Source organism: Pseudomonas sp. S36, from assembly GCF_016647875.1.
Lineage (GTDB): Bacteria > Pseudomonadota > Gammaproteobacteria > Pseudomonadales > Pseudomonadaceae > Aquipseudomonas > Aquipseudomonas parafulva.
Map to the genome: position 1 here is coordinate 27,317 of NZ_JACVVG010000014.1, position 22,354 is coordinate 49,670.

Annotated in this window: 20 protein-coding genes; 10 read left to right on the forward strand and 10 right to left on the reverse strand. The window is 62.0% G+C overall.

Annotation, left to right across the window (positions count from 1 at the left end):
• Positions 1 to 41: 41 nt before the first annotated feature.
• The 3 genes from cgtA to rplU form a co-directional block, all read right to left on the reverse strand.
• Positions 42 to 1,268, reverse strand: a complete 1,227-nt coding sequence (gene cgtA / locus IAE36_RS10285; RefSeq protein ID WP_028631721.1) for an Obg family GTPase CgtA — start codon at positions 1,266 to 1,268, stop codon at positions 42 to 44.
• A 188-nt stretch (positions 1,269 to 1,456) separates the two neighbouring features.
• Positions 1,457 to 1,714, reverse strand: a complete 258-nt coding sequence (gene rpmA / locus IAE36_RS10290) for a 50S ribosomal protein L27 (protein WP_003247464.1) — start codon at positions 1,712 to 1,714, stop codon at positions 1,457 to 1,459.
• A gap of 38 nt (positions 1,715 to 1,752) precedes the next feature.
• Positions 1,753 to 2,067, reverse strand: a complete 315-nt coding sequence (rplU, locus tag IAE36_RS10295) for a 50S ribosomal protein L21 (RefSeq protein WP_003247466.1) — start codon at positions 2,065 to 2,067, stop codon at positions 1,753 to 1,755.
• 244 nt (positions 2,068 to 2,311) lie between these two features.
• Between rplU and IAE36_RS10300 the strand changes: the two genes are divergently transcribed.
• The 3 genes from IAE36_RS10300 to IAE36_RS10310 all read left to right on the forward strand — a co-directional run bounded on the left by IAE36_RS10300 (position 2,312) and on the right by IAE36_RS10310 (position 4,111).
• On the forward strand, positions 2,312 to 3,280 hold the full coding sequence (locus IAE36_RS10300; RefSeq protein WP_060482422.1) for a polyprenyl synthetase family protein: 969 nt from the start codon (positions 2,312 to 2,314) through the stop codon (positions 3,278 to 3,280).
• A 160-nt stretch (positions 3,281 to 3,440) separates the two neighbouring features.
• Entirely contained in the window at positions 3,441 to 3,782 is a 342-nt protein-coding gene (locus tag IAE36_RS10305) for a zinc ribbon domain-containing protein YjdM (protein ID WP_201212214.1), read from the forward strand.
• An 83-nt stretch (positions 3,783 to 3,865) separates the two neighbouring features.
• Complete coding sequence (locus IAE36_RS10310; RefSeq protein WP_028631724.1) at positions 3,866 to 4,111, forward strand: PA4570 family protein; 246 nt, start codon at positions 3,866 to 3,868, stop codon at positions 4,109 to 4,111.
• Positions 4,112 to 4,264: 153 nt separating this feature from the next.
• On the opposite strand, the gene IAE36_RS10315 is transcribed toward IAE36_RS10310, so the two are convergent.
• The 4 genes from IAE36_RS10315 to IAE36_RS10330 all read right to left on the reverse strand — a co-directional run bounded on the left by IAE36_RS10315 (position 4,265) and on the right by IAE36_RS10330 (position 8,483).
• Positions 4,265 to 4,882 carry an FKBP-type peptidyl-prolyl cis-trans isomerase gene (locus IAE36_RS10315; RefSeq protein ID WP_201163574.1) on the reverse strand — a complete coding sequence of 206 codons (618 nt, stop codon included), beginning with the start codon at positions 4,880 to 4,882 and terminating at the stop codon, positions 4,265 to 4,267.
• Positions 4,883 to 4,974: 92 nt separating this feature from the next.
• A complete protein-coding gene (locus IAE36_RS10320) occupies positions 4,975 to 5,463 on the reverse strand; it encodes a TIGR00645 family protein (RefSeq protein ID WP_028631726.1) in 489 nt (162 codons plus the stop codon).
• An 84-nt stretch (positions 5,464 to 5,547) separates the two neighbouring features.
• Positions 5,548 to 5,886, reverse strand: a complete 339-nt coding sequence (locus IAE36_RS10325) for a PA4575 family protein (protein ID WP_201163573.1) — start codon at positions 5,884 to 5,886, stop codon at positions 5,548 to 5,550.
• A 158-nt stretch (positions 5,887 to 6,044) separates the two neighbouring features.
• Complete coding sequence (locus IAE36_RS10330) at positions 6,045 to 8,483, reverse strand: Lon protease family protein (RefSeq protein ID WP_201212216.1); 2,439 nt, start codon at positions 8,481 to 8,483, stop codon at positions 6,045 to 6,047.
• 251 nt (positions 8,484 to 8,734) lie between these two features.
• Here IAE36_RS10330 and IAE36_RS10335 point away from each other — a divergent pair, with 251 nt between their 5' ends.
• The 4 genes from IAE36_RS10335 (at position 8,735) to IAE36_RS10350 (ending at position 12,174) form a co-directional block, all read left to right on the forward strand.
• Complete coding sequence (locus IAE36_RS10335) at positions 8,735 to 9,223, forward strand: DUF3015 domain-containing protein (protein ID WP_028631729.1); 489 nt, start codon at positions 8,735 to 8,737, stop codon at positions 9,221 to 9,223.
• Between the two features lie 75 nt (positions 9,224 to 9,298).
• Positions 9,299 to 11,152 carry an Lnb N-terminal periplasmic domain-containing protein gene (locus IAE36_RS10340; RefSeq protein ID WP_201212218.1) on the forward strand — a complete coding sequence of 618 codons (1,854 nt, stop codon included), beginning with the start codon at positions 9,299 to 9,301 and terminating at the stop codon, positions 11,150 to 11,152.
• Between the two features lie 98 nt (positions 11,153 to 11,250).
• The gene (locus IAE36_RS10345) at positions 11,251 to 11,607 is read left to right on the forward strand and encodes a hypothetical protein (RefSeq protein WP_201163597.1); all 357 of its coding nucleotides are present in this window, start codon (positions 11,251 to 11,253) and stop codon (positions 11,605 to 11,607) included.
• 66 nt (positions 11,608 to 11,673) lie between these two features.
• Positions 11,674 to 12,174: a GreA/GreB family elongation factor gene (locus IAE36_RS10350; RefSeq protein ID WP_201212220.1), complete on the forward strand. Its 501-nt coding sequence runs from the start codon at positions 11,674 to 11,676 to the stop codon at positions 12,172 to 12,174.
• 30 nt (positions 12,175 to 12,204) lie between these two features.
• Here the strand turns inward: IAE36_RS10350 and gdhA are convergent, their stop codons facing one another.
• The 3 genes from gdhA to IAE36_RS10365 form a co-directional block, all read right to left on the reverse strand.
• Entirely contained in the window at positions 12,205 to 13,545 is a 1,341-nt protein-coding gene (gene gdhA / locus IAE36_RS10355; RefSeq protein WP_201212222.1) for an NADP-specific glutamate dehydrogenase, read from the reverse strand.
• A 207-nt stretch (positions 13,546 to 13,752) separates the two neighbouring features.
• A complete protein-coding gene (ettA, locus tag IAE36_RS10360; RefSeq protein WP_028631734.1) occupies positions 13,753 to 15,420 on the reverse strand; it encodes an energy-dependent translational throttle protein EttA in 1,668 nt (555 codons plus the stop codon).
• 185 nt (positions 15,421 to 15,605) lie between these two features.
• On the reverse strand, positions 15,606 to 15,983 hold the full coding sequence (locus tag IAE36_RS10365) for a hypothetical protein (RefSeq protein ID WP_201212225.1): 378 nt from the start codon (positions 15,981 to 15,983) through the stop codon (positions 15,606 to 15,608).
• Between the two features lie 306 nt (positions 15,984 to 16,289).
• Here IAE36_RS10365 and IAE36_RS10370 point away from each other — a divergent pair, with 306 nt between their 5' ends.
• The 3 genes from IAE36_RS10370 to IAE36_RS10380 all read left to right on the forward strand — a co-directional run bounded on the left by IAE36_RS10370 (position 16,290) and on the right by IAE36_RS10380 (position 22,245).
• Positions 16,290 to 20,060 (forward strand): sensor domain-containing protein, encoded by a 3,771-nt coding sequence (locus IAE36_RS10370; RefSeq protein ID WP_328822861.1) that lies wholly within the window; start codon positions 16,290 to 16,292, stop codon positions 20,058 to 20,060.
• A gap of 201 nt (positions 20,061 to 20,261) precedes the next feature.
• Positions 20,262 to 21,515, forward strand: a complete 1,254-nt coding sequence (gene glyA / locus IAE36_RS10375; RefSeq protein WP_201163567.1) for a serine hydroxymethyltransferase — start codon at positions 20,262 to 20,264, stop codon at positions 21,513 to 21,515.
• Positions 21,516 to 21,657: 142 nt separating this feature from the next.
• On the forward strand, positions 21,658 to 22,245 hold the full coding sequence (locus tag IAE36_RS10380; protein WP_201212229.1) for a hypothetical protein: 588 nt from the start codon (positions 21,658 to 21,660) through the stop codon (positions 22,243 to 22,245).
• The last annotated feature ends 109 nt before the right edge of the window (positions 22,246 to 22,354 follow it).

The window sequence follows — 22,354 nt, forward strand, 5'->3', positions numbered from 1 at the left end:
AACGCCGCTCCAGAGAGCGGCGTTTAGTGTACTGCAACCGGTCAGTCGCGCACGTAAATGATTTCCGGGCCGTCTTCGTCGTCCTCGAAATCATCGTCCCAGCCGTCGTCGTCGCCAATGTCGTGCACGCTCTTCACGCCAGTGCGGCGCAAGGTGCGGGCATCGTCCAGGGCCTGCAACTGGGCACGGGCTTCGTCTTCGATGCGCTGGTCGAGGTCGGCCAGTTCTTCGGCGTAGGCCGGGTCGTTGGCCAGGCGGTCGGCGCGGTCTTCGAGGTAGCGCATGAGGTCGTGGCTGAGCTTGTCGGTGCCTTGCTTGGAGATGGCCGAGATCACGTAGACCGGGCCTTCCCACTGCAGGCGGTCGATCACTTCCTGCACACGTTCGTCGCGCTCGTCGTCCATGACCATGTCCGACTTGTTCAGCACCAGCCAACGTTCACGTTCGGCCAGCGACGGGCTGAAGCGGGTCAACTCGTTGACGATGACTTCTGCGGCATCGGCCGGGCTGCTTTCGTCCAGCGGCGCGATGTCGACAAGGTGCAGCAGCACACGGGTGCGCGCCAGGTGCTTGAGGAAGCGAATACCCAGGCCAGCGCCCTCGGAGGCGCCTTCGATCAGGCCGGGGATGTCGGCGATGACGAAGCTCTTCCAGCGGTCGACACTGACCACACCCAGGTTTGGCACCAGGGTGGTGAACGGGTAGTCGGCCACTTTCGGCTTGGCGGCCGATACCGAGCGGATGAAGGTGCTCTTGCCAGCATTGGGCAAGCCCAGCAGGCCGACGTCGGCGAGCACTTTCATTTCCATCTTCAGGTCGCGCTGGTCGCCCGGCTTGCCTGGGGTGGTCTGGCGCGGCGCACGGTTGGTGCTGGACTTGAAGCGGGTGTTACCCAAGCCGTGCCAGCCGCCCTGGGCGACCATCAGTTTCTGGCCTGGGGTAACCAGGTCACCAATCACCTCCTGGGTGGAAGCGTCGATCACGGTGGTGCCCACCGGCACGCGCAGGAACAGGTCTTCACCCTTCTTGCCGGTGCAATCGGTGCTGCCGCCATTGGAGCCGCGCTGGGCTTCGTGGTGACGGGTGTAGCGATAGTCGACCAGGGTGTTTAGGTTCTCGTCGGCAACCATGTACACCGAGCCGCCGTCGCCGCCGTCACCACCGTTGGGGCCACCGTTCTCGATGAATTTTTCGCGACGGAAGCTCATGCAACCGTTGCCGCCGTCGCCGGCCTTGACCCGAATGGATACTTCGTCAACAAACTTCATTAAAACCGCCTCTCGTCGCTAGACGAGTTGAATGACTCAAAAACATGAGGCTCTTGCAAAAATGAGCGCGGCGGCCCCGTACGACCGTAGAAACCAACGCCGGCAACCCAGACAAACAGCTTTGCAAGAGGCTCACCACAAACGAAAAAGCCCCGTCGCATGACGGGGCTTCTGGAGCGACGTCGCGATTAAGCGGCGACGATGCTCACGTAACGGCGCATGAACTCGCCTTTCTTCTCGAACTTGATCACGCCTTCGATCTTGGCGAACAAGGTATGGTCCTTGCCCATGCCAACGCCGTAGCCAGCGTGGAATTCGGTGCCGCGCTGACGGACGATGATGTTGCCTGGCTTGATAACCTGGCCGCCATACATCTTCACGCCAAGGCGTTTCGATTCTGAGTCGCGACCGTTACGAGTACTACCACCAGCCTTCTTGTGAGCCATGGTTCAATTCTCCAAATAAATTCAGGGGATCTAGGGGATTAAGCCTGGATGCCGGTGATTTTGATCTCGGTGAACCACTGGCGGTGGCCCATACGCTTCATGTGGTGCTTACGACGACGGAACTTGATGATGCGAACCTTGTCGTGGCGGCCTTGCGAAACGACTTCGGCCACTACTTTAGCGCCAGCAACAACTGGAGCACCGATGGTGACTTCTTCACCGTTGGCGACCAGCAGGACGCGATCGAAGGTCACGGATTCGCCAGTGGCGACTTCCAGTTTTTCGATCTTGAGGAATTCACCTTCAGCGACTTTGTACTGCTTGCCGCCGGTAACGATTACTGCGTAAGACATGGTATTTCTCCGATAATCCTGCTCACCCAGCGCTTTATATGATGAGTATTGGCTGGCATGGCTGCACAGGGCTGGAACGGCCCGGCGCAATTGCGTAAGGCAGGTGCTGCCCAGGAAGTTAGGGTGCGCGATTGTACGCAACCCGGGTTTTGCTTGCAAGTACCGCCCCCGGCCGACTGGCACCGTGCCTTGACACACCGGGACCCGCAACCTAGCATGCCGCGCAACCTCACTGGAGCAGCCGATGCAACCCCAAACCTTCTACCGTGCGGTGGCTGACGATTTCAGCGCCGTCGACGAGATCATCAAGAAGCAGCTGACCTCGCGCGTGCCGTTGGTATCGAAGATCGGCGACTATATCACGTCCGCCGGTGGCAAGCGTCTGCGCCCGCTGCTGGTGCTGCTGTGCGGCAAGGCCCTTGGGCACCAGGGCGACGACCTGCGCCTGCTGGCCGCCACCATCGAATTTCTGCACACCGCCACCCTGCTGCACGACGATGTGGTCGACATGTCCGGCATGCGCCGCGGTCGCTCCACGGCCAATGCACTGTGGGGTAATGCCCCCAGCGTGCTGGTAGGCGACTTCCTTTATTCCCGCTCGTTCGAAATGATGGTCGAGCTGAACTCCATGCCGGTGATGCAGATCCTGTCCAAGGCCACCCGCGTGATCGCCGAGGGCGAAGTGCTGCAGTTGTCGCGGGTGCGCGATGCCAGCACCACCGAGGACGTCTACATGGACGTCATCCGTGGCAAGACCGCCATGCTGTTCGAAGCGTCCACCCACAGCGCCGCCGCGCTGGCCCAGGCCACCGACGCCCAGCGCGAGGCGCTGCGCACCTTCGGTGACCACTTGGGCGTGGCCTTCCAGCTGGTGGACGACCTGCTCGACTACGAAGGCGATGCAGAGGCCCTGGGCAAGAACGTGGGCGACGACCTGGCCGAAGGCAAGCCGACCCTGCCGCTGATCTACACCATGCGCGAAGGCACCGCCGAGCAGGCTGCGCTGGTGCGCAAGGCTATCCAGAAAGGCGGCCTGGAAGACCTCGAGCAGATCCGCGCAGCGGTGGAGGCATCCGGCGCCCTCAAATACACCGCTGAAATGGCGCGCAGCTACGTGAAACGCGCCATCGAATGCCTCGAAGTGCTGCCGGCCAGCGAGTACCGGGACGCACTGGTGGAGCTGAGCGAGTTCGCGGTAGCGCGCACTCACTGACAGGCCGCATCGCCTCTGTCGCGGGCGAGCCCGCTCCTGCATCGGTGCCGTTGTGGGAGTGGGTTTTGCCCGCGCCTGCATTTGTCCGGACAAAATCACTTCTGCAGCAATACCTTTTACAATGTGGGTTTTTAAACACCCGCCTGTTAGAGGAACCGAAGTGAGTACTTTGCCACCCTGCCCGAAATGCAACTCCGAATACACCTACGAGGATGGCACTCAGCTGATCTGCCCAGAGTGCGCCCACGAGTGGTCGGCCAGCGGCGACGCCGAGACGGCCAGCGACGAGGTGGTGAAAAAGGATTCGGTGGGCAACGTCCTGCAGGATGGTGATACCGTCACCGTCATCAAAGACCTCAAGGTCAAGGGTTCCTCCCTGGTGGTCAAGGTCGGCACCAAGGTCAAGAACATTCGCCTGTGCGACGGCGACCATGATATCGACTGCAAGATCGACGGCATCGGCGCCATGAAGCTGAAGTCCGAGTTCGTGCGCAAGGTCTGATTTCACAAGAATCCGCCAATTGGTTCTTGCTATTTTGATAATAAGAATTATTCTCATTGGAAAGCTATCCAAGGAGAATGGTCATGACTTATCTGATAGACGCCTGGCTGGACCGCCCTCACCCCTACCTGCGCATCCTTCATCGGGAAACCGGTGAGGTGTGCGCGGTGCTCGAGGAAGAAGCACTGGACGAATTGCGTGACCAGGGCGACCTGGACATGAACGGCCTGAACTCGAGCGAGCCCGGGGTGCTGAAGGAGCTGGTGCGCAACCTGTTTCTGTTCTGCTATGCACGGGCCTTGCGCCCAGGCGGAACAGACTGGAATTGACCTCTGTGGAGCCACTGTCGCCCACACAGTCTGAGCGTTGGCGCAACCACTGTGGGAGCGGCTTCAGCCGCGAACACCGGCGAAGCCGGTGCCATGCACCGCGCTGCCTGCTTCGCGGGTGAACCCGCTCCCACAAATGCGGCCCTCAGGGCATTACAGAACGTCCAGCAGCTCGACGTCGAACACCAGCACGCTGTGCGGCGGGATGCTGCCCACACCTTGCGCGCCGTAGGCCAGCTCGCTCGGTACATACAGGCGCCATTTGCTGCCGGCATTCATCAGTTGCAGGGCTTCGGTCCAGCCAGCAATCACACCACCCACCGGGAATTCAGCCGGCTGGCCACGATCGTACGAGCTATCGAACACGGTGCCGTCGATCAGGGTGCCATGGTAGTGGGTGCGCACGCTGTCTTCGCGGGACGGCTTGGCGCCTTCACCTGCGGTGAGCACTTCGAACTGCAGGCCAGAGGCCAGGGTAGTGATGCCATCACGCTTGGCATTGTCGGCCAGGAACTGCTTGCCAGCGCCAGCAGCGGCTTCTGCCTTGGCAGCCGCTTCGGCCTGCATCACTTCGCGGATAACCTTGAAGCTGGCCGACAGATCGGCTTCGCTGACGCGGCTGTCTGCACCGTTGAACGCGTCGGTCAGGCCGGCCAGGATGGCTTCCAGGCTGACGCCCGGTGGCGGGTTGTCACGCAGCTGGCCACCCAGCTGACGGCCGATGCCGTAGCTGACGCGGGTTTCGTCGGTAGACAGGTTGAGTTCGGACATTGTCATGCTCCGCAGCAGGGCGCAGCGAAGCCGCGCCCTTGGTGAAAAGGGCCAGCAGCCTAGCACACTGCTGGCTGCCAGCGGCAAGCGGCTCAGTGCTTGGTGAGCTTGTCCAGGTAACCCATGCAGAACGCCGACAGCACGAAGGTCATGTGAATGATCACATACCACATCAGGTATTCGGTGGAGATGTTCTGGGCGTCCATGAACACTCGCAGCAGGTGGATGGACGAAATGGCCACGATCGAGGCGGCGACCTTCATCTTCAGCGACGAGGAGTCCATCTTGCCCAGCCAGTTGAGCTTTTCCTTGCTCTCATCGATGTCGAGCTGCGAGACGAAGTTCTCGTAGCCGGAAATCATCACCATCACCAGCAGGCCGCCTACCAGCGACATGTCGATCAGCGACAGAATCACCAGGATCAGGTCGGCTTCGCTAAGGGCGAAGACATTGGGCAGGACGTGAACCACTTCCTGGAAAAACTTCAGCGCTAGCGCCAGCAGGCCCAGGGACAGGCCGAAGTAAATGGGAGCGAGCAGCCAGCGAGAGGCATACATCGCATTTTCAAGAATACGTTCCATGGAGGGTTGGGGCTCGTAGGTGACTGGAAAAACGACGGCGAGTATAGCCAGCCACCTGTTACAGCAAAAGCCCGGGCCCTTGCCTCAACTCTCAGGATGAAACTGGTAATCGCCCAGGTTCCTGCACCGCTCGCCGTTGATCCGCCGCAACTGCGCCTGCAGATGCAGGCACCAGATCTGCGGGTCTTCGCTCAACTGGTAACCGTGCAGGGTCAGGCTGTCGACAATGGCATTCAACACCGATTCTGCCACCACAGGCCCGTGAAACGGCCCTTGGGCCTTGATGGCCGACGGTTGCTCGCCGGCCATGCCGGCAGCGAACAGCAACGTCCACATGCCGGTATCGCCGGCCAGCGGACGAATGCTGCATTCGATTCGAGTCACCAGGCCCAGGCACTGGCGAGTGAGGCTGAGGTTGCGCATGGCCGCGTCCCCCTAGAGCCGAGATCGGCCTGAACACCAGGCCGTTTCCATCCTGAACCTTGATGCTGTCCCTAAGTTCCAGCATAGAGGAACAGCGAGAAAAGATGGAAAACCGGCGCCGAACGGTAGCACATGGCCGCCAGCGCCGGTTTATTGACTCAAGCCGGCTTGGCTTGGGCGATCACCTCTTCGAGGCGTTCTTTTTCTGCCTTCTCGATGTCTTCCTCGCTGATCATCTCGGCGATCTCCCGCAGCCGTTCGACCACACGCGCGTTGACACTGCCTTCGGTGAACTGGCCTTTGTCGTCGGGCGCCCCGGCTTCCTCGCCCACCAGCAGGCTAAGGGCCTCGTCTGCCTGGCTCACCGCATACACGTGGAACACGCCGTTCTCCACTGCCTGCAGCACGCGCTCGTCGAGCATCAGGGTGGCAACGTTGGCGCGCGGGATGATCACACCCTGCTCGCCCGTCAGGCCACGTGCCTCGCACAGGCGGAAGAACCCTTCGATCTTCTCGTTCACCCCACCCACTGCCTGCACCTCACCAAACTGGTTGATGGAACCGGTGATGGCAAAGCATTGTTTGAGCGGCGTGCGCGACAGGGCGGAAATCAGCGTGCAGGCCTCGCCCAGCGAGGCGCTGTCGCCGTCCACGTAACCGTAGGACTGTTCCAGGGCAATGCTGGCAGAGATGGCCAGTGGGAACTCCTGGGCATAACGGCTACCCAGGTACCCGGTGAGAATCATCACCCCCTTGGAGTGGATCGGCTGGCCCAGGTTGACCTCACGCTCGATGTCGACGATACCGCTGCCGCCCGGGTACACGGTGGCGGAGATACGCGCCGGCATGCCGAAGGCCGAGTCGCCGACTTCCAGCACGGTCAGCCCGTTGCACTTGCCGATGGCTGCGCCCTGGGTGTCGATCAGGATGATGCCGGCAAGCATGTCGTCCAGCACCCGCTGCGAAACACGCCCGGTACGCGTGGCCTTGGCCTTGAGCGCACGCTCGATGTGGCCGGCATCGGTCATCTCGTCACTGGCCAGCTGGCGGATGAAATCCGCTTCGCTCACCAGCTGGAACAGGTCGCCGATACGGGCAGAAAGGCGCGACTGGTTTTCCGCCAGCCGGGCGCTGTAGGTAGCCAGCCGCGCCACGGCGTCACTGGTCAGCGGGGCCATGCCCTCCTCGTTGGTGCGGGTGCGCAGCAGCTGGGCGAACTGCTCCAGGTTTTCGTCGACCATGGGCATGTCTTCGTCGAAGTCCACCAGCACCCGGAACATCTCTTGGAAGTCCGGGTCGTGGTCTTGCAGCGCGTAATACAACTGGCGCGAGCCGATGATGATCAGCTTCACGTTCAGCGGGATCATCTGCGGGGTCAGGCTGACGGTGGCGACACGGCCCAGCTCGCCCAACGGCGATTCCATCTTCAGCTTGCGCGACTGCAAGGCACGCTTGAGGGCATCCCATACAAACGGCTCGCCGAACATCTTCTCGGCTTCAAGAATCAGGAAGCCGCCATTGGCACGGTGCAACGCGCCGGGGCGCAGCTGGCGGTAGGAGGTGTACAGCGCGCCCTGGTCGGTGCTGTATTCGATGCGGCCGAACAGGTTGTCGTAGGTGGGGTGCGGTTCGAACACCACCGGCGCGCCGCCATCGACATGATGGCCAACCATCAGGCTCGGCGCGTACTGCTCCTCGAGTAGCTTGCGCGCCACGGCGTCGGTCTTGCTGTCATCGACCAGTTGCTCGACCACGGTGCGCAGCAGGTTCAGCTGCACCGACTGCAAGTAAGCGCACACGGCCGCATTTTCGGCGTATTTCTCCGACAATGGCGCCAGCAGTGGCTGCAGCGCCAGGGTAATGGTTTCTTCATTGAGCTGGCGCAGCTGGTTGTTGGACTCGCGCTTCCACTGCGGCAAGCTGGCGAGCTCCTCGTTCAGCTGCTCCTCGAGCAGGGCGATGTCTTCGTGGAACTGCTCGCGCACCTCTTCTGGCAACTGGGCGAATTCAGCTTCGTCCAGCGCCTTGCCGTCGGCCATCGGGGTAAAGGCGACGTTGCTGGCGTCGCGGTACAGGGCCACGTCCTTTTCCAGCGATGCACGCTCGATCACATCCAGGGCGCGGTCATAGCGCTGGTTGAAGGCGCGGTCGATGGCGCCTTTTTTCTGCTGGTAGGAAGGGTGTTCGAACACTGCCGGGAAGGTTGCCAGCAGGTTGTCGATCAACCCGCCCATGTCGGCGATGAATTCACCGGCCGTGCCCGAGGGCAGCTCAAGGGCGCGGGGCTCACGGTTATCGTCGAAGTGGTTGACGTACACCCAGTCGGCCGGCGTCTGCTGACGCTTGCCCTCGGCCTTGAGGTAACGTTTGACGAACGAGAAACGCCCGGTACCGGGCTCGCCCATGACGTACACGTTGTAACCAGGGCGCGGCATGGCCACGCCGAACTGCAGGGCCTCGACAGCACGTTCCTGGCCCAGGACTCCGCGAAACGGCTCCAGATCGTCGGTATTGGCAAAGGCAAACTGCTCGGGGGAGAAACGCCGGGTCAGGGCTTCAGGCGCAAGACGCAGGCGCGCAGCGACAGGATCGGGCATTGGGTTTCCTTACTTCGGCGGGGCAGATGGCAGCATTCTGGCGCCGCCTGCGCGAGGGTTGCAAGGCTATAAAAACTTTATGTCGCAGGTGCGACGGTGTCTTGTGCAGGCAAATTTTTCGCAATCAGTGACGCAACCTTTAGATCGCGCCTAAACTCCAAGCTGCGCGGGTGGGTGAAATGCTTTCCCGACCTGGCAATCGAGTTGCCAGAAACCTGACCCTTGGTTTAAGTCAAATAGAGAATAAAGCTATGAAACGGATTCTTCTGGGTACTCTGTTCACCGTGGCCTCGCTCAACGCAATGGCCGATGCGCCAGGCGGCCCGAACTGCGGCTGGGGCAACATGCTGTTCGAAGGCCAGCGTGGCACCCCTGCGCACTTCCTGGCTTCCACCACCAACGGCACTTCCGGTAACGCCACCTTCGGCATGACCTCCGGCACCAACGGCTGCTCCACCAAGGCTTCGCTGACCTACGGCGGCAAGTCCTGGTTCGCCATGAACGGCATGATGAATGAGCTTTCCGAAGACATGGCCATGGGCCAGGGTGAAGCGCTGACCACCTACGCCGTGGTACTGGGCGTGGCACCGGAAGACCGCGGCTACTTCGCATCGGTCACCCACGACCACTTCAACCAGATCTTCAGCAGCGCCGACGTCAACGCTGAAACCGTACACAGCAACACCCTGGCCGTTCTGAAGAACGACCCACGCCTGGCCAAGTACGCTACCGAGGCGTAATTGCCGCTTTTCCCGCCCCGGCCCCGGGGCGGGTTTCGCCTTCTCTTCGGCATCGTCTGGAAGTAGTTGCCCCCTATGCTCAAACGCCTCGCTTCCCTGGCGCTGTTAGCCTGCGCCCCTGTTCATGCCGCCCCGCACATCGACCAGGCTCGCCTTCAGCAACTGGCAAACACCCCCTACTGGATAGCCCTTGGTCATTATGAAACGGGCAAGCTGGGTGGCTGGCGCAGCTATGTGGACGACGATGCGTTTTTCCTGGCGCAGGACGGCGCACACCACCCGGACCGCGAACTCAAGGCCACCGTAGAGGCCCTGTACGCACCGGCAAGCCTTGGCGACAAGCATGCTCAATGCGTGTTCCCGGCCCGCACCCGCTGGCTGCGTGAGCAACTCGGCCTGCAAGGCCTGCCACAGCCGGACTGCCAGGAATTCAAGACCTGGTATCAGTCGATCGACCCACACAGCGCGGCGCTGATCTTCCCGGCGGCTTACCTGAACAGCCCCTCGTCCATGTTCGGCCATACCCTGCTGCGCATCGACCAGTCCACCACCCGCAGCGACGACACCACGCTGCTCAGTTACGCGATCAACTTCGGTGCCTACATCGAAGGCAGCGACAACAGCATCCTGTATGCCTGGAAAGGCCTGGCGGGCGGCTACCCTGGCCTGTTCGCACTGATGCCCTACCAGGAAAAGCTCTCCGAATACCGCAGCCTGGAAAACCGCGACCTGTGGGAGTACCAACTGGACCTGACCCCGGAAGAAACCGGGCGCATGGTGGAACATGTGTGGGAACTGAAGCAGATTCAGTTCGACTATTTCTTCTTCGACGAGAACTGCTCCTACCGCCTGCTGGAATTGCTGCAGGTGGCGCGCCCAGGCCTGGACCTGACCTCGCAGTTCCCGCTTACGGCCATCCCTACCGACACGGTCAAGGCGGTAAAGCAGTCCGGCCTGGTGGCCAGCGAAATCTACCGCCCCTCGCGCGAACGTGAACTGTTGGCGCGGGCAGCACCGTTGGATCATGACGAAAAACGCCAGGTGCTGGCCGTGAGTGCCGACACCGCGCAACTTCAAAGCCCCGAGTTCAAGGCACTGCCCCGGGAGCGTCAGGCACTGGTGCAGGACGCTGCCTATCGCCTGGAGCGCTACCGGGCCAACGGCCAGGAGCGCGACCCCGGCCAGGCCAAGCGCAGCTTCGAGCTGCTGCGCGCGATCAATACCAACCCGCCGCCACCCTTGCAGATTGAGCGCCCGGGGCTCCCCGAAGACGGCCACGATTCGCGTACCTGGCAGCTTGGGGTAGGTACCCGGGAAGACCGTGCCTTCGCCGAGTACGGCCTGCGCATGGCCTACCACGACCTCAACGACAACGCTTATGGCTTCCCGCTCGGCGCCCAGATCGAGATCCTGCAGTTGAAGGTGCGCCAGTACGAAGGCAATGACTGGCAGGTGCAACGCCTGGACCTCGCCACCATCCGCTCGCTGACACCGCGCAACGAGCTGCTAAAACCCTGGTCCTGGCAGGTGGCCGGTGGCCTGGAGCGGGTACCGGGCAAGCATGACGACGAGGTGCTGGTCAGCCACGTGAACGGTGGCGCCGGCGGCACCTGGCAACTGGCCGACGGTTTGCTGGGCTTTGCCCTGGGCACAGTGCGGGTGGAGCACCACAACGATTTTGCCCAGTTCATTGCACCGGCGGCGGGGTTCAACGGCGGGCTGCTGTGGCGCAACGGGCTGGGCAACATGACGCTCGAAGCCAAGGGGGACTACTTCACCAACGGCGAAGTGCGCCGCAGCCTGAGCTTGAACCAACAGTGGGAGATCAGCCAGAACCTGGGGCTGCGTCTAAGTGCCTCACGCGGGTTCAGCCACCTGGCCACGGCACAGAACGAGGTGATGCTCGAAGTGAAGTGGTACCACTACTAGCTCTCGCTGTAAAACCCGCGACTCTTTGACACTGTTTTGACAGCACCGCGACAAATCGCCCTCTAGACTGGATATCAACATTTGGAGGGTGGGTGGCCATGTGGCGGTACGGGTTGGGCTTGTGCGTTGCGTTGCTGCTGGCGGGGTGCGAAAGCACCCACGAGCAGATGGTCGGGCGCGGGTACCCTCCTGCCTATGCCGACGGCTTTCAAGATGGGTGCAGCAGTGGTCGGCAGGCCGCCGGTGTGATGGTGGGCGACTTTCGCAAGAACGTGCCGCGCTACCTGCACGAGCCGCAGTACGAAACTGGCTGGGACGATGGTTTCCGCCAGTGCAAGGCCACGCAGGACAGCGCCGAGCAGCAGCAATACCACCAGCGCTTCTGGGACCAACGAGACCGTGACTGGCAGCAGGAAAAGGACCGCGGTGCAGCCAGGGCCTGGCGCCCCGACTGAGTCGCTACTGGGCATTCGTTGAAACCCTCAGCCTGCCATGATGGTCTTCTGTACAAGGAGGCCGCCATGAGCCGAGCATTCGTCAACGAAGACCAAGCCGCTGCCCAGGCAGATCAACCGGTAGAGCGGCATGTGAGTGAACAACCCAACTATGTAACCGCCAGTGGCATGCGCCAGTTGCAGGCCCGCGTGGCCACCCTCAACACCTTGCGCAGTGAGCTGGCGGCGCAGGGTGAGCGCGGTGACAAGCAGCGGTTGGCCGACACGGAGCGTGACCTGCGTTACTTTACCCTGCGCGTGCAGAGCGCCCAGGTGATGCCCCCTGCCCAGTCATCCAGCAAGGTCGCCATCGGCAGCCGCGTTACATTTGCAGATGAGGATGGGCTGGAGCAGACCGTGCAGTTGGTGGGTGAAGACCAGGCCGACGCGGGGCGCGGGCTGATCAACTGGGGCTCGCCCCTGGGGCGGGCGCTGCTCGGTGCTGAGCCTGGGGACGAGGTAGCGTGGCACCGACCAGCGGGTGATCGGGTGATCGAGGTTGTGCGGATCGACGGTGAAGCAGACTAGGGCCGCGACGCGGCCCTGATAGCGGGCGGGTCAGACTACGCCTTGGGCCAGCATCGCATCCGCTACTTTCACGAAGCCTGCGATGTTTGCACCCTTGACGTAATTGACGCGGCCGTCGGCCTCTTCGCCGTAATGCACGCACGCATGGTGAATCGACTGCATGATGCCGTGCAGCTTGTTGTCCACTTCGCCGGCCGTCCACAGAAGGCGCATGGCGTTCTGTGACATTTCCAGGCCCGACACGGCCACCCCGCCGGCATTGGAGGCCTTGCCAGGGGCATACAGAATGCCTGCCTCCAGGAAGATATCCACAGCCGCAAGCGTGGTAGGCATGTTGGCGCCCTCGGCTACACAGATGCAGCCATTGCTCAACAGCGCCTTGGCATCGTCCACATCCAGCTCGTTCTGGGTGGCGCAAGGCAACGCGATATCGCACACCAGGTTCCACGGGGTTTGGCCCTTGCGGAATTCCAGGCCAAACTGCGCGGCCAATTCGCTGATGCGCCCCCGCTTGACGTTTTTCAGCTCCATCAGCGCATCCCACTGGGCATCAGTGAGGCCCGCTTCGGCGTACAGCGTGCCTTCGGAGTCAGACAGCGAAATAACCTTGCCGCCCAAGTCCATGACCTTGCGCGCCGCGTATTGAGCAACGTTGCCCGAGCCCGAAATGGCCACACGACGGCCATCAATGCGCTGGTTCTGGCGTTTGAGCATTTCTTCGGCGAAATACACGCAGCCGTAGCCAGTTGCCTCCGGGCGGATCAGGCTGCCGCCATAGGTCATGCCCTTGCCGGTGAGCACCGACGTGAAGTGGTTGGCCAGGCGTTTGTACTGGCCGAACATAAAGCCAATCTCGCGGGCACCCACACCAATATCGCCGGCCGGCACATCGCAATCAGCGCCGATGTGGCGATACAGCTCACTCATGAACGCCTGGCAGAAGCGCATCACTTCAGCGTCGCTCTTGCCCTTGGGGTCGAAGTCCGAACCGCCCTTGCCACCGCCCATGGGCAGGGAGGTCAGGGAGTTCTTGAATACCTGCTCGAACGCCAGAAACTTCAGCACGCTGAGGTTCACCGACCGGTGGAAGCGCAGGCCGCCCTTGTACGGGCCGATGGCGCTGCTCATCTGGATGCGGTAGCCGCGGTTGACCTGCACCTTGCCCTGGTCATCCACCCAGGAAACCCGGAACAACACCGCGCGCTCAGGCTCCACCATGCGCTCCAGAATGCCCGCCTGCAGGTAATGGGGGTTGGCTTCAAGGAACGGCCAGAGGGTGCGCAGCACCTCTTCCACGGCCTGGTGGAATTCCGGTTGGCCGGGGTCACGCTGCTGCAGGCGTGCGAGGAAATCGTCGACGGATTCGATCATGGTAGACATCTCACCAAGAGGATTGGACTTATTGGTTTTCTCTGGAATGTACCAAGAAGCAATCGCCCTGCAACAGGGCACGATGTCGTTTTAATGAAATTATTTGGTGCGTTTTATATAAATGTATACAAAATAAAGCGCTATTTGCCGATTACAGGCATAAAAATGGGGCCTTGAAGGCCCCATCGTTGTGCAGCTGAAAGCGGCTTACTGGGCCAGCTTCTTGTGGCGCACACGGTGCGGCTGGGCAGCTGCATCACCCAGGCGCTTCTTGCGGTCGGCTTCGTACTCGGTGTAGTTGCCTTCGAAGAACACCACGTTGGAATCGTCTTCGTAAGCCAAAATGTGCGTGGCTACACGGTCCAGGAACCAACGGTCGTGGGAAATCACGATGGCGGCGCCAGGGAAGTCCAGCAAGGCTTCTTCCAGCGAACGCAGGGTTTCAACGTCGAGGTCGTTGGACGGTTCGTCGAGCAGCAGCACGTTGCCGCCCTCTTTCAGGGTGAGGGCCAGGTGCAGGCGCCCACGCTCACCACCGGACAGGTCCTTGACGAACTTCTGCTGATCACCGCCCTTGAAGTTGAAGCGGCCAACATAGGTACGCGACGGGATCTCGTAGTTGCCGATGCGGATCTGGTCGGAGCCGTCGGAAACCTGCTGGAACACGGTTTTGCCACCGTCCAGGTCTTCGCGGCTCTGGTCCACGCAGGCCAGCTGCACGGTTTCGCCAATCTCGATGCTGCCCGAGTCCGGTTGTTCCTTGCCCATCAGCATGCGGAACAGAGTCGACTTACCGGCACCGTTACCGCCGATCACGCCCACAATGGCGCCCTTGGGCATGGCAAACGACAGGTTGTCGATGAGTACGCGGTCACCATAGCCCTTGGTGACGTTCTTGAACTCGATGACCTTGTCACCCAGACGCGGGCCAGCCGGGATGTAGATCTCGTTGGTTTCGCTGCGTTTCTGGAATTCCTGCGACTGCATTTCTTCGAACCGCTGCAGGCGCGCCTTGGACTTGGACTGGCGGGCCTTGGCGCCTTTGCGCACCCATTCCAGTTCTTCCTTCATGGCCTTCTCGTGGGCGCTCTGCTGCTTGGACTCTTGCGCCAGACGATCGGACTTGGCTTCCAGCCAGCCAGAGTAGTTGCCTTCGTACGGGATACCCGCACCACGGTCCAGTTCCAGGATCCAGCCGGCAACGTTGTCGAGGAAGTAACGGTCGTGGGTAATGGCTACCACGGTGCCCGGGAAGTCGTGCAGGAAGCGCTCCAGCCAGGCGACGGAATCGGCGTCCAGGTGGTTGGTCGGTTCGTCCAGCAGCAGCATGTCGGGGGCCGACAGCAGCAGGCGGCACAGCGCTACACGGCGCTTTTCACCGCCGGACAGGTGTTCGATGCGCGCATCCCAGGCCGGCAGGCGCAGGGCGTCGGCCGCCACGTCCAGCTGGCGCTCCAGGTTATGGCCGTCGGCGGCCTGCAGGATGGCTTCGAGCTTGGCCTGTTCGGCAGCCAGCTTGTCGAAGTCGGCATCGGGCTCGGCGTAGGCCGCGTAGACCTCGTCCAGACGGGCCTGGGCATCCTTGATTACGCTGACCGCTTCTTCGACCACTTCGCGCACCGACTTGGTGGGGTCCAGTTGCGGCTCCTGCGGCAGGTAACCCACGTTGATGTCGGGCATCGGGCGGGCTTCGCCGTCGAACTCCTTGTCGACACCCGCCATGATGCGCAGCAGTGTCGATTTACCCGCGCCGTTCAGGCCGAGTACACCGATCTTGGCGCCCGGGAAGAACGACAGGGAAATGTTCTTGAGAATTTCCCGCTTCGGCGGCACGACCTTGCTCAGCCGATGCATGGTGTAGACGTATTGAGCCAAAACCAAGCCCTCTCATTCAGATAAGTAAGGACATCGACGAGCGCCCCGGCGATGGCCCGGGGAGTCACGGTCGGGTGTCGTTGAACAAAGTGGACCATTCTACGCCAACGCGCAGCGTTGCATAGGCGTGGCTAATGGTCGAGAAAAGGCGGCGCTGGCCTGCAGGTACTGCGGCCAGCGCGGGGTCAGACGTGGCGCTGCCTGGCCTTGCCGCGTGGCAAGCGGCAACGGTCACCTTGCTCGGCAAGGCGCGAAGCCCAGGCCGACTTGACGCTGAAACCACCGCTGCGCGCTGGCTGTACAGGGGCCACAGGTGCCGACGTGGTGGAAGGCGTGGCGACCGGCTTGGCCACAGCCACAGGTGCCGGTTGCGCAGCTGCCCTGGCGCTGGTACGCAACTCGGCCAGCGACGGCGCCTTGGCCTTGGTGGCTGCGGCGGGTTTTACCAGCGAGCGCTGGCAAGTCTTGCAGGATACGTCCTCGGTCACGGCAGTGCTGACAAGGGTCTGACTGCTGCGCCCACAGGCGGAATCGAGGCCATTGGTGGAAAAGTGAGTAACCAAAACCGAACATCTCCGATGCGTTGTCATGTGAAGCGGGCGGCATTCTCGCACAGGTTGCAGGGGCTTGCCGAACCAAGGCCCAACGGCACACGGCGAACAGCGCTGGCACTTTGCCACAATGCTAGGCATGCTAGCCGGTTTCGAGTGTCCGGCTTATAGTGCGCCACCGCGGTATGGCAGCCAGACACCGGCAGCCGCCGCGCATGACCCTACCTGCCATCGCCAGCCCAATCGCAGGATCGACGCTTGACCAATCACACGCTACCGCCTTCATCGCGTTCCGCGCCCCAGGCGCCCGCTACCAGCATGCGCGGGTCGATCAAGGGTGCGTTGGCGTTGCTGGCCTTGCTGCTGCTGGGCCTGTTGTTGTGGCAGCTGTTCGCCCAGTTCAACAATACCCAGGCCGAGCTGCGCAAGAAGAGCCTGGATGCCACCACGGAACTGGCCGACCACCTGAGCCTGAACATGGCGTTCAAGGCGCAGCAGGCCATCAATGTGATGCAGCCCTATATCAAAGCGCCGGCCCCGGCTGCGGTCAGTGCGCTGGTCGGCGTGCTGCGCGAACGGATACCCGCATTGCAGAGCGTGGCGTGGCTGGACAGCGCGGGCCGTTCGCGTGTCGACAGCCTGCCGGGTGCGGGCGACCGCGCCTTGATCGACGAATTGCTCAAGCTCAACCAGGGCCGCCCGTACTTTTTCACCAACGCCGCCGACAACCGCACGCTTTACCTGCTGCTGCGCCAGGCGCCCGAGCAGGACCGCGGCTACTGGCTGCTGCGCCTGTCACCTGACTACTACAGCACCCTTACCGAGCGCCTGAACGGCGCCAGCCACCCGCAATGGCTGCTGGAAAACAGCCGCAGCGGCGATGTACTGCAACGCCACCTGTCCTCACACAGCAGCCAGGCGCCTTTGCAAAGCGTGATGCTGGCGTTCATCGACAACAGCACCTGGCAGTTGCGCGGGCAATTCGACGCGCATCTGGCGCGGCAGAAGCTGCTGCCCGCGCTGATCGGCAAGTGCGTGCTGGTGCTGATCTGCGCCCTGCTGCCGCTACTGGCCCTGATCAACATGCGCCGCCGCCAGCGCGCATTGCAGGAAGACCGCCGGCGCTACCAGGAAATTTTCGAAGGCACTGGCGTAGCGCTGTGCGTGCTGGACCTCTCCAGCCTTCCCGGGCAACTGGACCGCTACCACGTGCGTAACCGCGCAGCGCTCAAGCAAAGCCTGGCCCTGGAGCCAAACCTGCGCCGCGCACTGCTGCAGCAACTGAAAATCACCGAGGTCAACCAGGTTGCCCGCCAGTTGCTGAACATCGACAGCCATGAAGGAGCCTGGCAGCGTCTGTTCGAAGAAAGCGGCAATGGCCGCGACAGCGTCGGCATGCAACTGATCGATGCCTTGATCGAGCAACGCGCCTTGCTGGAGCTGGAAGTGCGCCTGCCCTCCCCCCTCGGTGGCGAGCTGCACCTGTGGCTGATGGCACGCCTGCCGCAGCAGCGCCGGGACTACCAGGCCGTGATCCTGAGCATCAGCGACATCACCAGCCGAAAGAAGGTGGAATTGTCACTGCTGGAGCGCGAAAGCTTCTGGTCGGACGTGGTCCGCACCGTGCCAGACCAGCTGTACGTGCAGGATGTGCACAGCCAGCGGATGATCTTCAGCAACCGTCACCTGGGCCAGACACTGGGTTACGACCGCACCGAGCTGGCGCAGATGGGCGACCGCTTCTGGGAGCTGCTGCTGCACCCTGAAGATGCCGAACACTACAAGGCCTTGCGCCAGCAGCAACGTGAAACCGGGCACGACCAGCCGCTGCACTGCCAGTTGCGCTTCCGCCACCGCGACGGCAACTGGCGCTGCTATGACATCCGTGAGCAGGTGCTGGCCCGTGACGCAGACGGCCAGGTGACACGCATCATCGGGGTGGGCAAGGATGTTACCGTGCAGATCGAAGCCAGCCAGTCGCTGCGCGACAGCGAACAACGCTACCGCATGCTGGCCGAGAGCATCAGCGATGTGATCTTCTCCACGGACAGCCAGCTCAAGCTGGACTATGTGAGCCCTTCGGTGCAAAGCGTGCTGGGCTACCAGACCGACTGGATCTTCGCCAACGGCTGGCAGTCGATCATCGCCAACCCGGCCCAGCTCACCGGCATTTACGGCCTGATGGAGCGCGTCAGCAAGGCCATGGACGACCCGGCCCAACTGGCCGAGTTGCGCAACCATCTGCCAATGCAGTTATTCCTGTTCGACTGCCTGCGCGCCGATGGCCGCAAGATCCCGATCGAACTGCGCCTGGTGCTGGTGTGGGACGACGACCAGCGCTTTGAAGGCGTACTGGGTGTGGGCCGCGACATCAGCCAGCAACGCCGCGCCGAAAAAGACCTGCGCATGGCCGCCACGGTATTCGAGCACTCCACGTCGGCGATCCTGATCACCGACCCGGCTGGTTACATCGTGCAGGCCAACGAAGCGTTCAGCCGTGTCAGTGGCTATGCGGTCAGCGAGGTGCTGGACCAACTGCCGGGCATGCTGGTGATGAACGAGCAGCAGCAAGCGCACCTGGGCTACATCCTCAAGCAGCTGAACCAGCGCGGCAGCTGGGAAGGCGAAGTGTGGCTCAAGCGCCGCGATGGCGATCACTACCCGGCCTGGGTGGGCATCACCGCCGTGCTGGATGACGAAGGCGACCTGGCCAGCTACGTGTGCTTCTTCACCGACATCAGCGAGCGCAAGGCCAGCGAACAGCGCATTCACCGCCTGGCCTACTACGACGCCCTCACCCACCTGCCCAACCGCACGCTGTTCCAGGACCGCCTGTACAACGCCCTGCAGCAAGCCGAGCGGCAGAAGGCGTGGGTGGTGCTGATGTTCCTCGACCTGGACCGCTTCAAACCGATCAACGACTCCCTGGGCCACGCCGCCGGCGACCGCATGCTCAAGGACATGGCCCAGCGCCTGCTGGCCTGCGTAGACGACGACGATACCGTGGCGCGCATGGGTGGCGACGAGTTCACCTTGCTGCTGCAGCCACGGGCCACCCGCCAGCTGGCCCTGAACCGCGCCATCCATGTGGCGGAGAACATCCTTGGCAGCCTGGTGCGTCCGTTCGTGCTGGAAAACCGCGAGTTCTTCGTTACCGCCAGTATCGGCATCGCCCTCAGCCCGCAAGATGGCAGCGAGCTCAGCCAGCTGATGAAGAACGCCGACACAGCCATGTACCACGCCAAGGAGCGGGGCAAGAACAACTTCCAGTTCTACCAGGCCGAGATGAACGCCAGCGCCCTGGAGCGCCTGGAGCTGGAAAGCGACCTGCGCCACGCGCTGGAGCAGAACGAGTTCATTCTTTACTACCAGCCGCAGTTCAGCGGCGACGGCAAGCGCCTGACCGGCGCCGAGGCGCTGCTGCGCTGGCGGCACCCAACCCGAGGCCTGGTGCCGCCGGGCGACTTTATCCCGGTGATCGAGGAACTGGGCCTGGTGGTGGACGTGGGCGACTGGGTGCTGCGCGAAGCCAGCCGTCAGCTCAAGGCCTGGCACAAAGCCAAGGTGCGGGTGCCCAAGGTGTCTGTGAACATCTCGGCGCGGCAGTTCTCCGACGGCCAACTGGGCACCCGCATCGCCAACATCCTGGATGAAACCGGCCTGCCACCGGCGTGCCTGGAGCTGGAGTTGACCGAGAGCATCCTGATGCGCGAGGTGAACGAGGCGCTGCAGATTCTCGCCGGCCTGAAGAACCTAGGGCTGAGCATTGCGGTGGATGATTTTGGTACCGGTTATTCATCGCTCAACTACCTCAAGCAGTTCCCCATCGACGTGCTAAAGATCGACCGTACCTTCGTCGATGGCCTGCCCGCTGGCGAGCAGGATGCGCAGATCGCCAGGGCCATCATCGCCATGGCTCACAGCCTGAACCTGGCAGTGATCGCCGAAGGTGTCGAAACCCATGAGCAGCTGGAGTTTCTGCGTGAGCACGGTTGCGACGAAGTGCAAGGTTACCTGTTCGGGCGGCCCATGCCGGCCCACCAGTTCGAAGCCCAGTTCGCCAACGAAACGCTGTTCATGTTCGACTGACGTTTCCAGAGGGCGGCACGCGATGCGCTGCACCTGTTGAAACCGGACTTTCAGGTCAACTACCGCCCACCTCCAGCCCACAAACGGCGCGGCCTGCAACATGAGGCCCTTTGGTCCGCGACTTGATGCCACTTCATATGCCAGCTGCGGAGCAATCGGTTAGAATGCCCCCCCAATTCACCCCGATCCTTGAGGACCGCCATGTTCAGCCGTGATTTGACCATTGCCAAGTACGACGCCGAGCTCTTCGAAGCCATGCAGCAAGAAGAACTGCGCCAGGAAGAGCATATCGAGCTGATCGCCTCGGAAAACTACACCAGCCCGGCTGTCATGGAAGCCCAGGGCTCGGTGCTGACCAACAAGTACGCCGAAGGCTACCCAGGCAAGCGCTACTACGGCGGTTGCGAGTACGTCGACGTGGTCGAGCAACTGGCCATCGACCGTGCCAAGCAGCTGTTCGGCGCCGACTACGCCAACGTTCAGCCACACGCAGGTTCCCAGGCCAACGCTGCGGTCTATCTGGCGCTGCTGTCGGCCGGTGACACCATTCTGGGCATGAGCCTGGCCCACGGCGGCCACCTCACCCACGGTGCTTCCGTCAGCTCCTCGGGCAAGTTGTACAACGCCATCCAGTACGGCATCGACGGCAACGGCCTGATCGACTACGACGAAGTCGAGCGCCTGGCGGTCGAGCACAAGCCGAAAATGATCGTTGCCGGCTTTTCGGCCTACTCGCAGGTGCTGGACTTCGCCCGCTTCCGCGCCATCGCCGACAAGGTCGGTGCCTACCTGTTCGTCGACATGGCCCACGTGGCCGGCCTGGTGGCTGCGGGTGTTTACCCGAACCCGGTGCCGTTCGCAGACGTGGTCACCACCACCACCCACAAAACCCTGCGCGGCCCACGCGGCGGCCTGATCCTCGCGCGCAAGAACGAAGAGATCGAGAAGAAGCTCAACTCTGCCGTATTCCCGGGTGCCCAGGGTGGCCCGCTGGAGCACGTCATTGCCGCCAAGGCCATCTGCTTCAAGGAAGCCCTGCAGCCTGAGTTCAAGGCCTACCAGGAGCAAGTGGTGAAGAACGCCCAGGCCATGGCCAGCGTGTTCATCGAGCGCGGCTTCGACGTGGTGTCTGGCGGCACCAAAAACCACCTGTTCCTGCTGTCGCTGATCAAACAGGACATCTCGGGCAAGGATGCAGACGCCGCCTTGGGCAAAGCCTTCATCACCGTGAACAAGAACTCGGTACCGAACGACCCACGCTCGCCGTTCGTCACCTCGGGCCTGCGTTTCGGCACCCCGGCCGTTACCACCCGTGGTTTCAAGGAAGCCGAGTGCCGTGAACTGGCCGGCTGGATCTGCGACATCCTGGCTGACCTGAACAACGACGCGGTGATCGACGCCGTTCGCGAGAAGGTCAAGGCCATCTGCAAGAAGCTGCCGGTTTACGGCAACTGATCGCAGCGTTGAGCTGAAGAAGCCCGGTTTGATGCCGGGCTTTTTTGTGCCTGCAGGCATCCCGGAATCGGTTCCAGATAGGCCCCAGCCAGGGTTCACCTTAGCCTCCTGCCTCCGTTGAACACATTGGAGGCGCCCCCTGATGACCCACAAAGCCCGTTCCTTTATTGCAACCCTGCAAGTAAAGGGTTGCCCAGTGAATACTTTCGACAGCATGACCCGCGGTGAGGTGGTGCTTGAAAGCCCACTGACCTATCCTGCACAAGCCCTGGACGGGGCATCGGTGCTTGGCATGCTCAATTGCTCGGATGAGGACTGGCAGCACGGCCAGGACTTGGGGCTTATCACCTTCGACCGGGTGGCTGCGCCTGCCCCGTTGTTGTTGTACTTCCGCCACAGTGACGAGGGTTATCGGCTTTACATTCGCAATGGCCCGCATTTTGGCCACGGTGTATTTGCCAGGAAAAATGGTCTGGTTGGAATAAAACCTATTGAACGACAAGACCCTACTGCCTGGTCCATCATCACTGCAGCTTCAGATAAAGCTTTGGACATCAGCAGGGTCGAAGCGGACGAAATAGATGTATCACTGACCAGCGGTCATGATCCTTTCGGCCTCCATGGGTTGTACCCCGTAGGTGGCTACGCGACGTGCCACCCAGCGGCGAGCAAATGCACGCTCAGACTGGTGATCAAACAGCGCGATGTGGATTGGTACAAACCTGCCTGAGCAAGCACGCCGCTCAGGCGCGTACAAGCAGCCGCACAGTAAGAGCGCCATATACACGCCTCGGCAGTCGGCTGCACTTCAGGTTAATCTGTGGCTTTAGCTCACCGCC

Bases quoted from the DNA above. Each gene is read 5' to 3' on its own strand.
- gdhA (WP_201212222.1), bottom strand. From the start codon at position 13,545: ATGATCGAATCCGTCGACGATTTCCTCGCACGCCTGCAGCAGCGTGAC.
- IAE36_RS10345 (WP_201163597.1), top strand. From the start codon at position 11,251: ATGTGGCGGTACGGGTTGGGCTTGTGCGTTGCGTTGCTGCTGGCGGGG.
- IAE36_RS10350 (WP_201212220.1), top strand. From the start codon at position 11,674: ATGAGCCGAGCATTCGTCAACGAAGACCAAGCCGCTGCCCAGGCAGAT.
- cgtA (WP_028631721.1), bottom strand. From the start codon at position 1,268: ATGAAGTTTGTTGACGAAGTATCCATTCGGGTCAAGGCCGGCGACGGC.
- IAE36_RS10370 (WP_328822861.1), top strand. From the start codon at position 16,290: ATGCGCGGGTCGATCAAGGGTGCGTTGGCGTTGCTGGCCTTGCTGCTG.
- rpmA (WP_003247464.1), bottom strand. From the start codon at position 1,714: ATGGCTCACAAGAAGGCTGGTGGTAGTACTCGTAACGGTCGCGACTCA.
- IAE36_RS10325 (WP_201163573.1), bottom strand. From the start codon at position 5,886: ATGCGCAACCTCAGCCTCACTCGCCAGTGCCTGGGCCTGGTGACTCGA.
- glyA (WP_201163567.1), top strand. From the start codon at position 20,262: ATGTTCAGCCGTGATTTGACCATTGCCAAGTACGACGCCGAGCTCTTC.
- IAE36_RS10330 (WP_201212216.1), bottom strand. From the start codon at position 8,483: ATGCCCGATCCTGTCGCTGCGCGCCTGCGTCTTGCGCCTGAAGCCCTG.
- IAE36_RS10335 (WP_028631729.1), top strand. From the start codon at position 8,735: ATGAAACGGATTCTTCTGGGTACTCTGTTCACCGTGGCCTCGCTCAAC.
- IAE36_RS10300 (WP_060482422.1), top strand. From the start codon at position 2,312: ATGCAACCCCAAACCTTCTACCGTGCGGTGGCTGACGATTTCAGCGCC.
- IAE36_RS10310 (WP_028631724.1), top strand. From the start codon at position 3,866: ATGACTTATCTGATAGACGCCTGGCTGGACCGCCCTCACCCCTACCTG.
- IAE36_RS10320 (WP_028631726.1), bottom strand. From the start codon at position 5,463: ATGGAACGTATTCTTGAAAATGCGATGTATGCCTCTCGCTGGCTGCTC.
- IAE36_RS10315 (WP_201163574.1), bottom strand. From the start codon at position 4,882: ATGTCCGAACTCAACCTGTCTACCGACGAAACCCGCGTCAGCTACGGC.
- rplU (WP_003247466.1), bottom strand. From the start codon at position 2,067: ATGTCTTACGCAGTAATCGTTACCGGCGGCAAGCAGTACAAAGTCGCT.
- IAE36_RS10380 (WP_201212229.1), top strand. From the start codon at position 21,658: ATGACCCACAAAGCCCGTTCCTTTATTGCAACCCTGCAAGTAAAGGGT.
- IAE36_RS10340 (WP_201212218.1), top strand. From the start codon at position 9,299: ATGCTCAAACGCCTCGCTTCCCTGGCGCTGTTAGCCTGCGCCCCTGTT.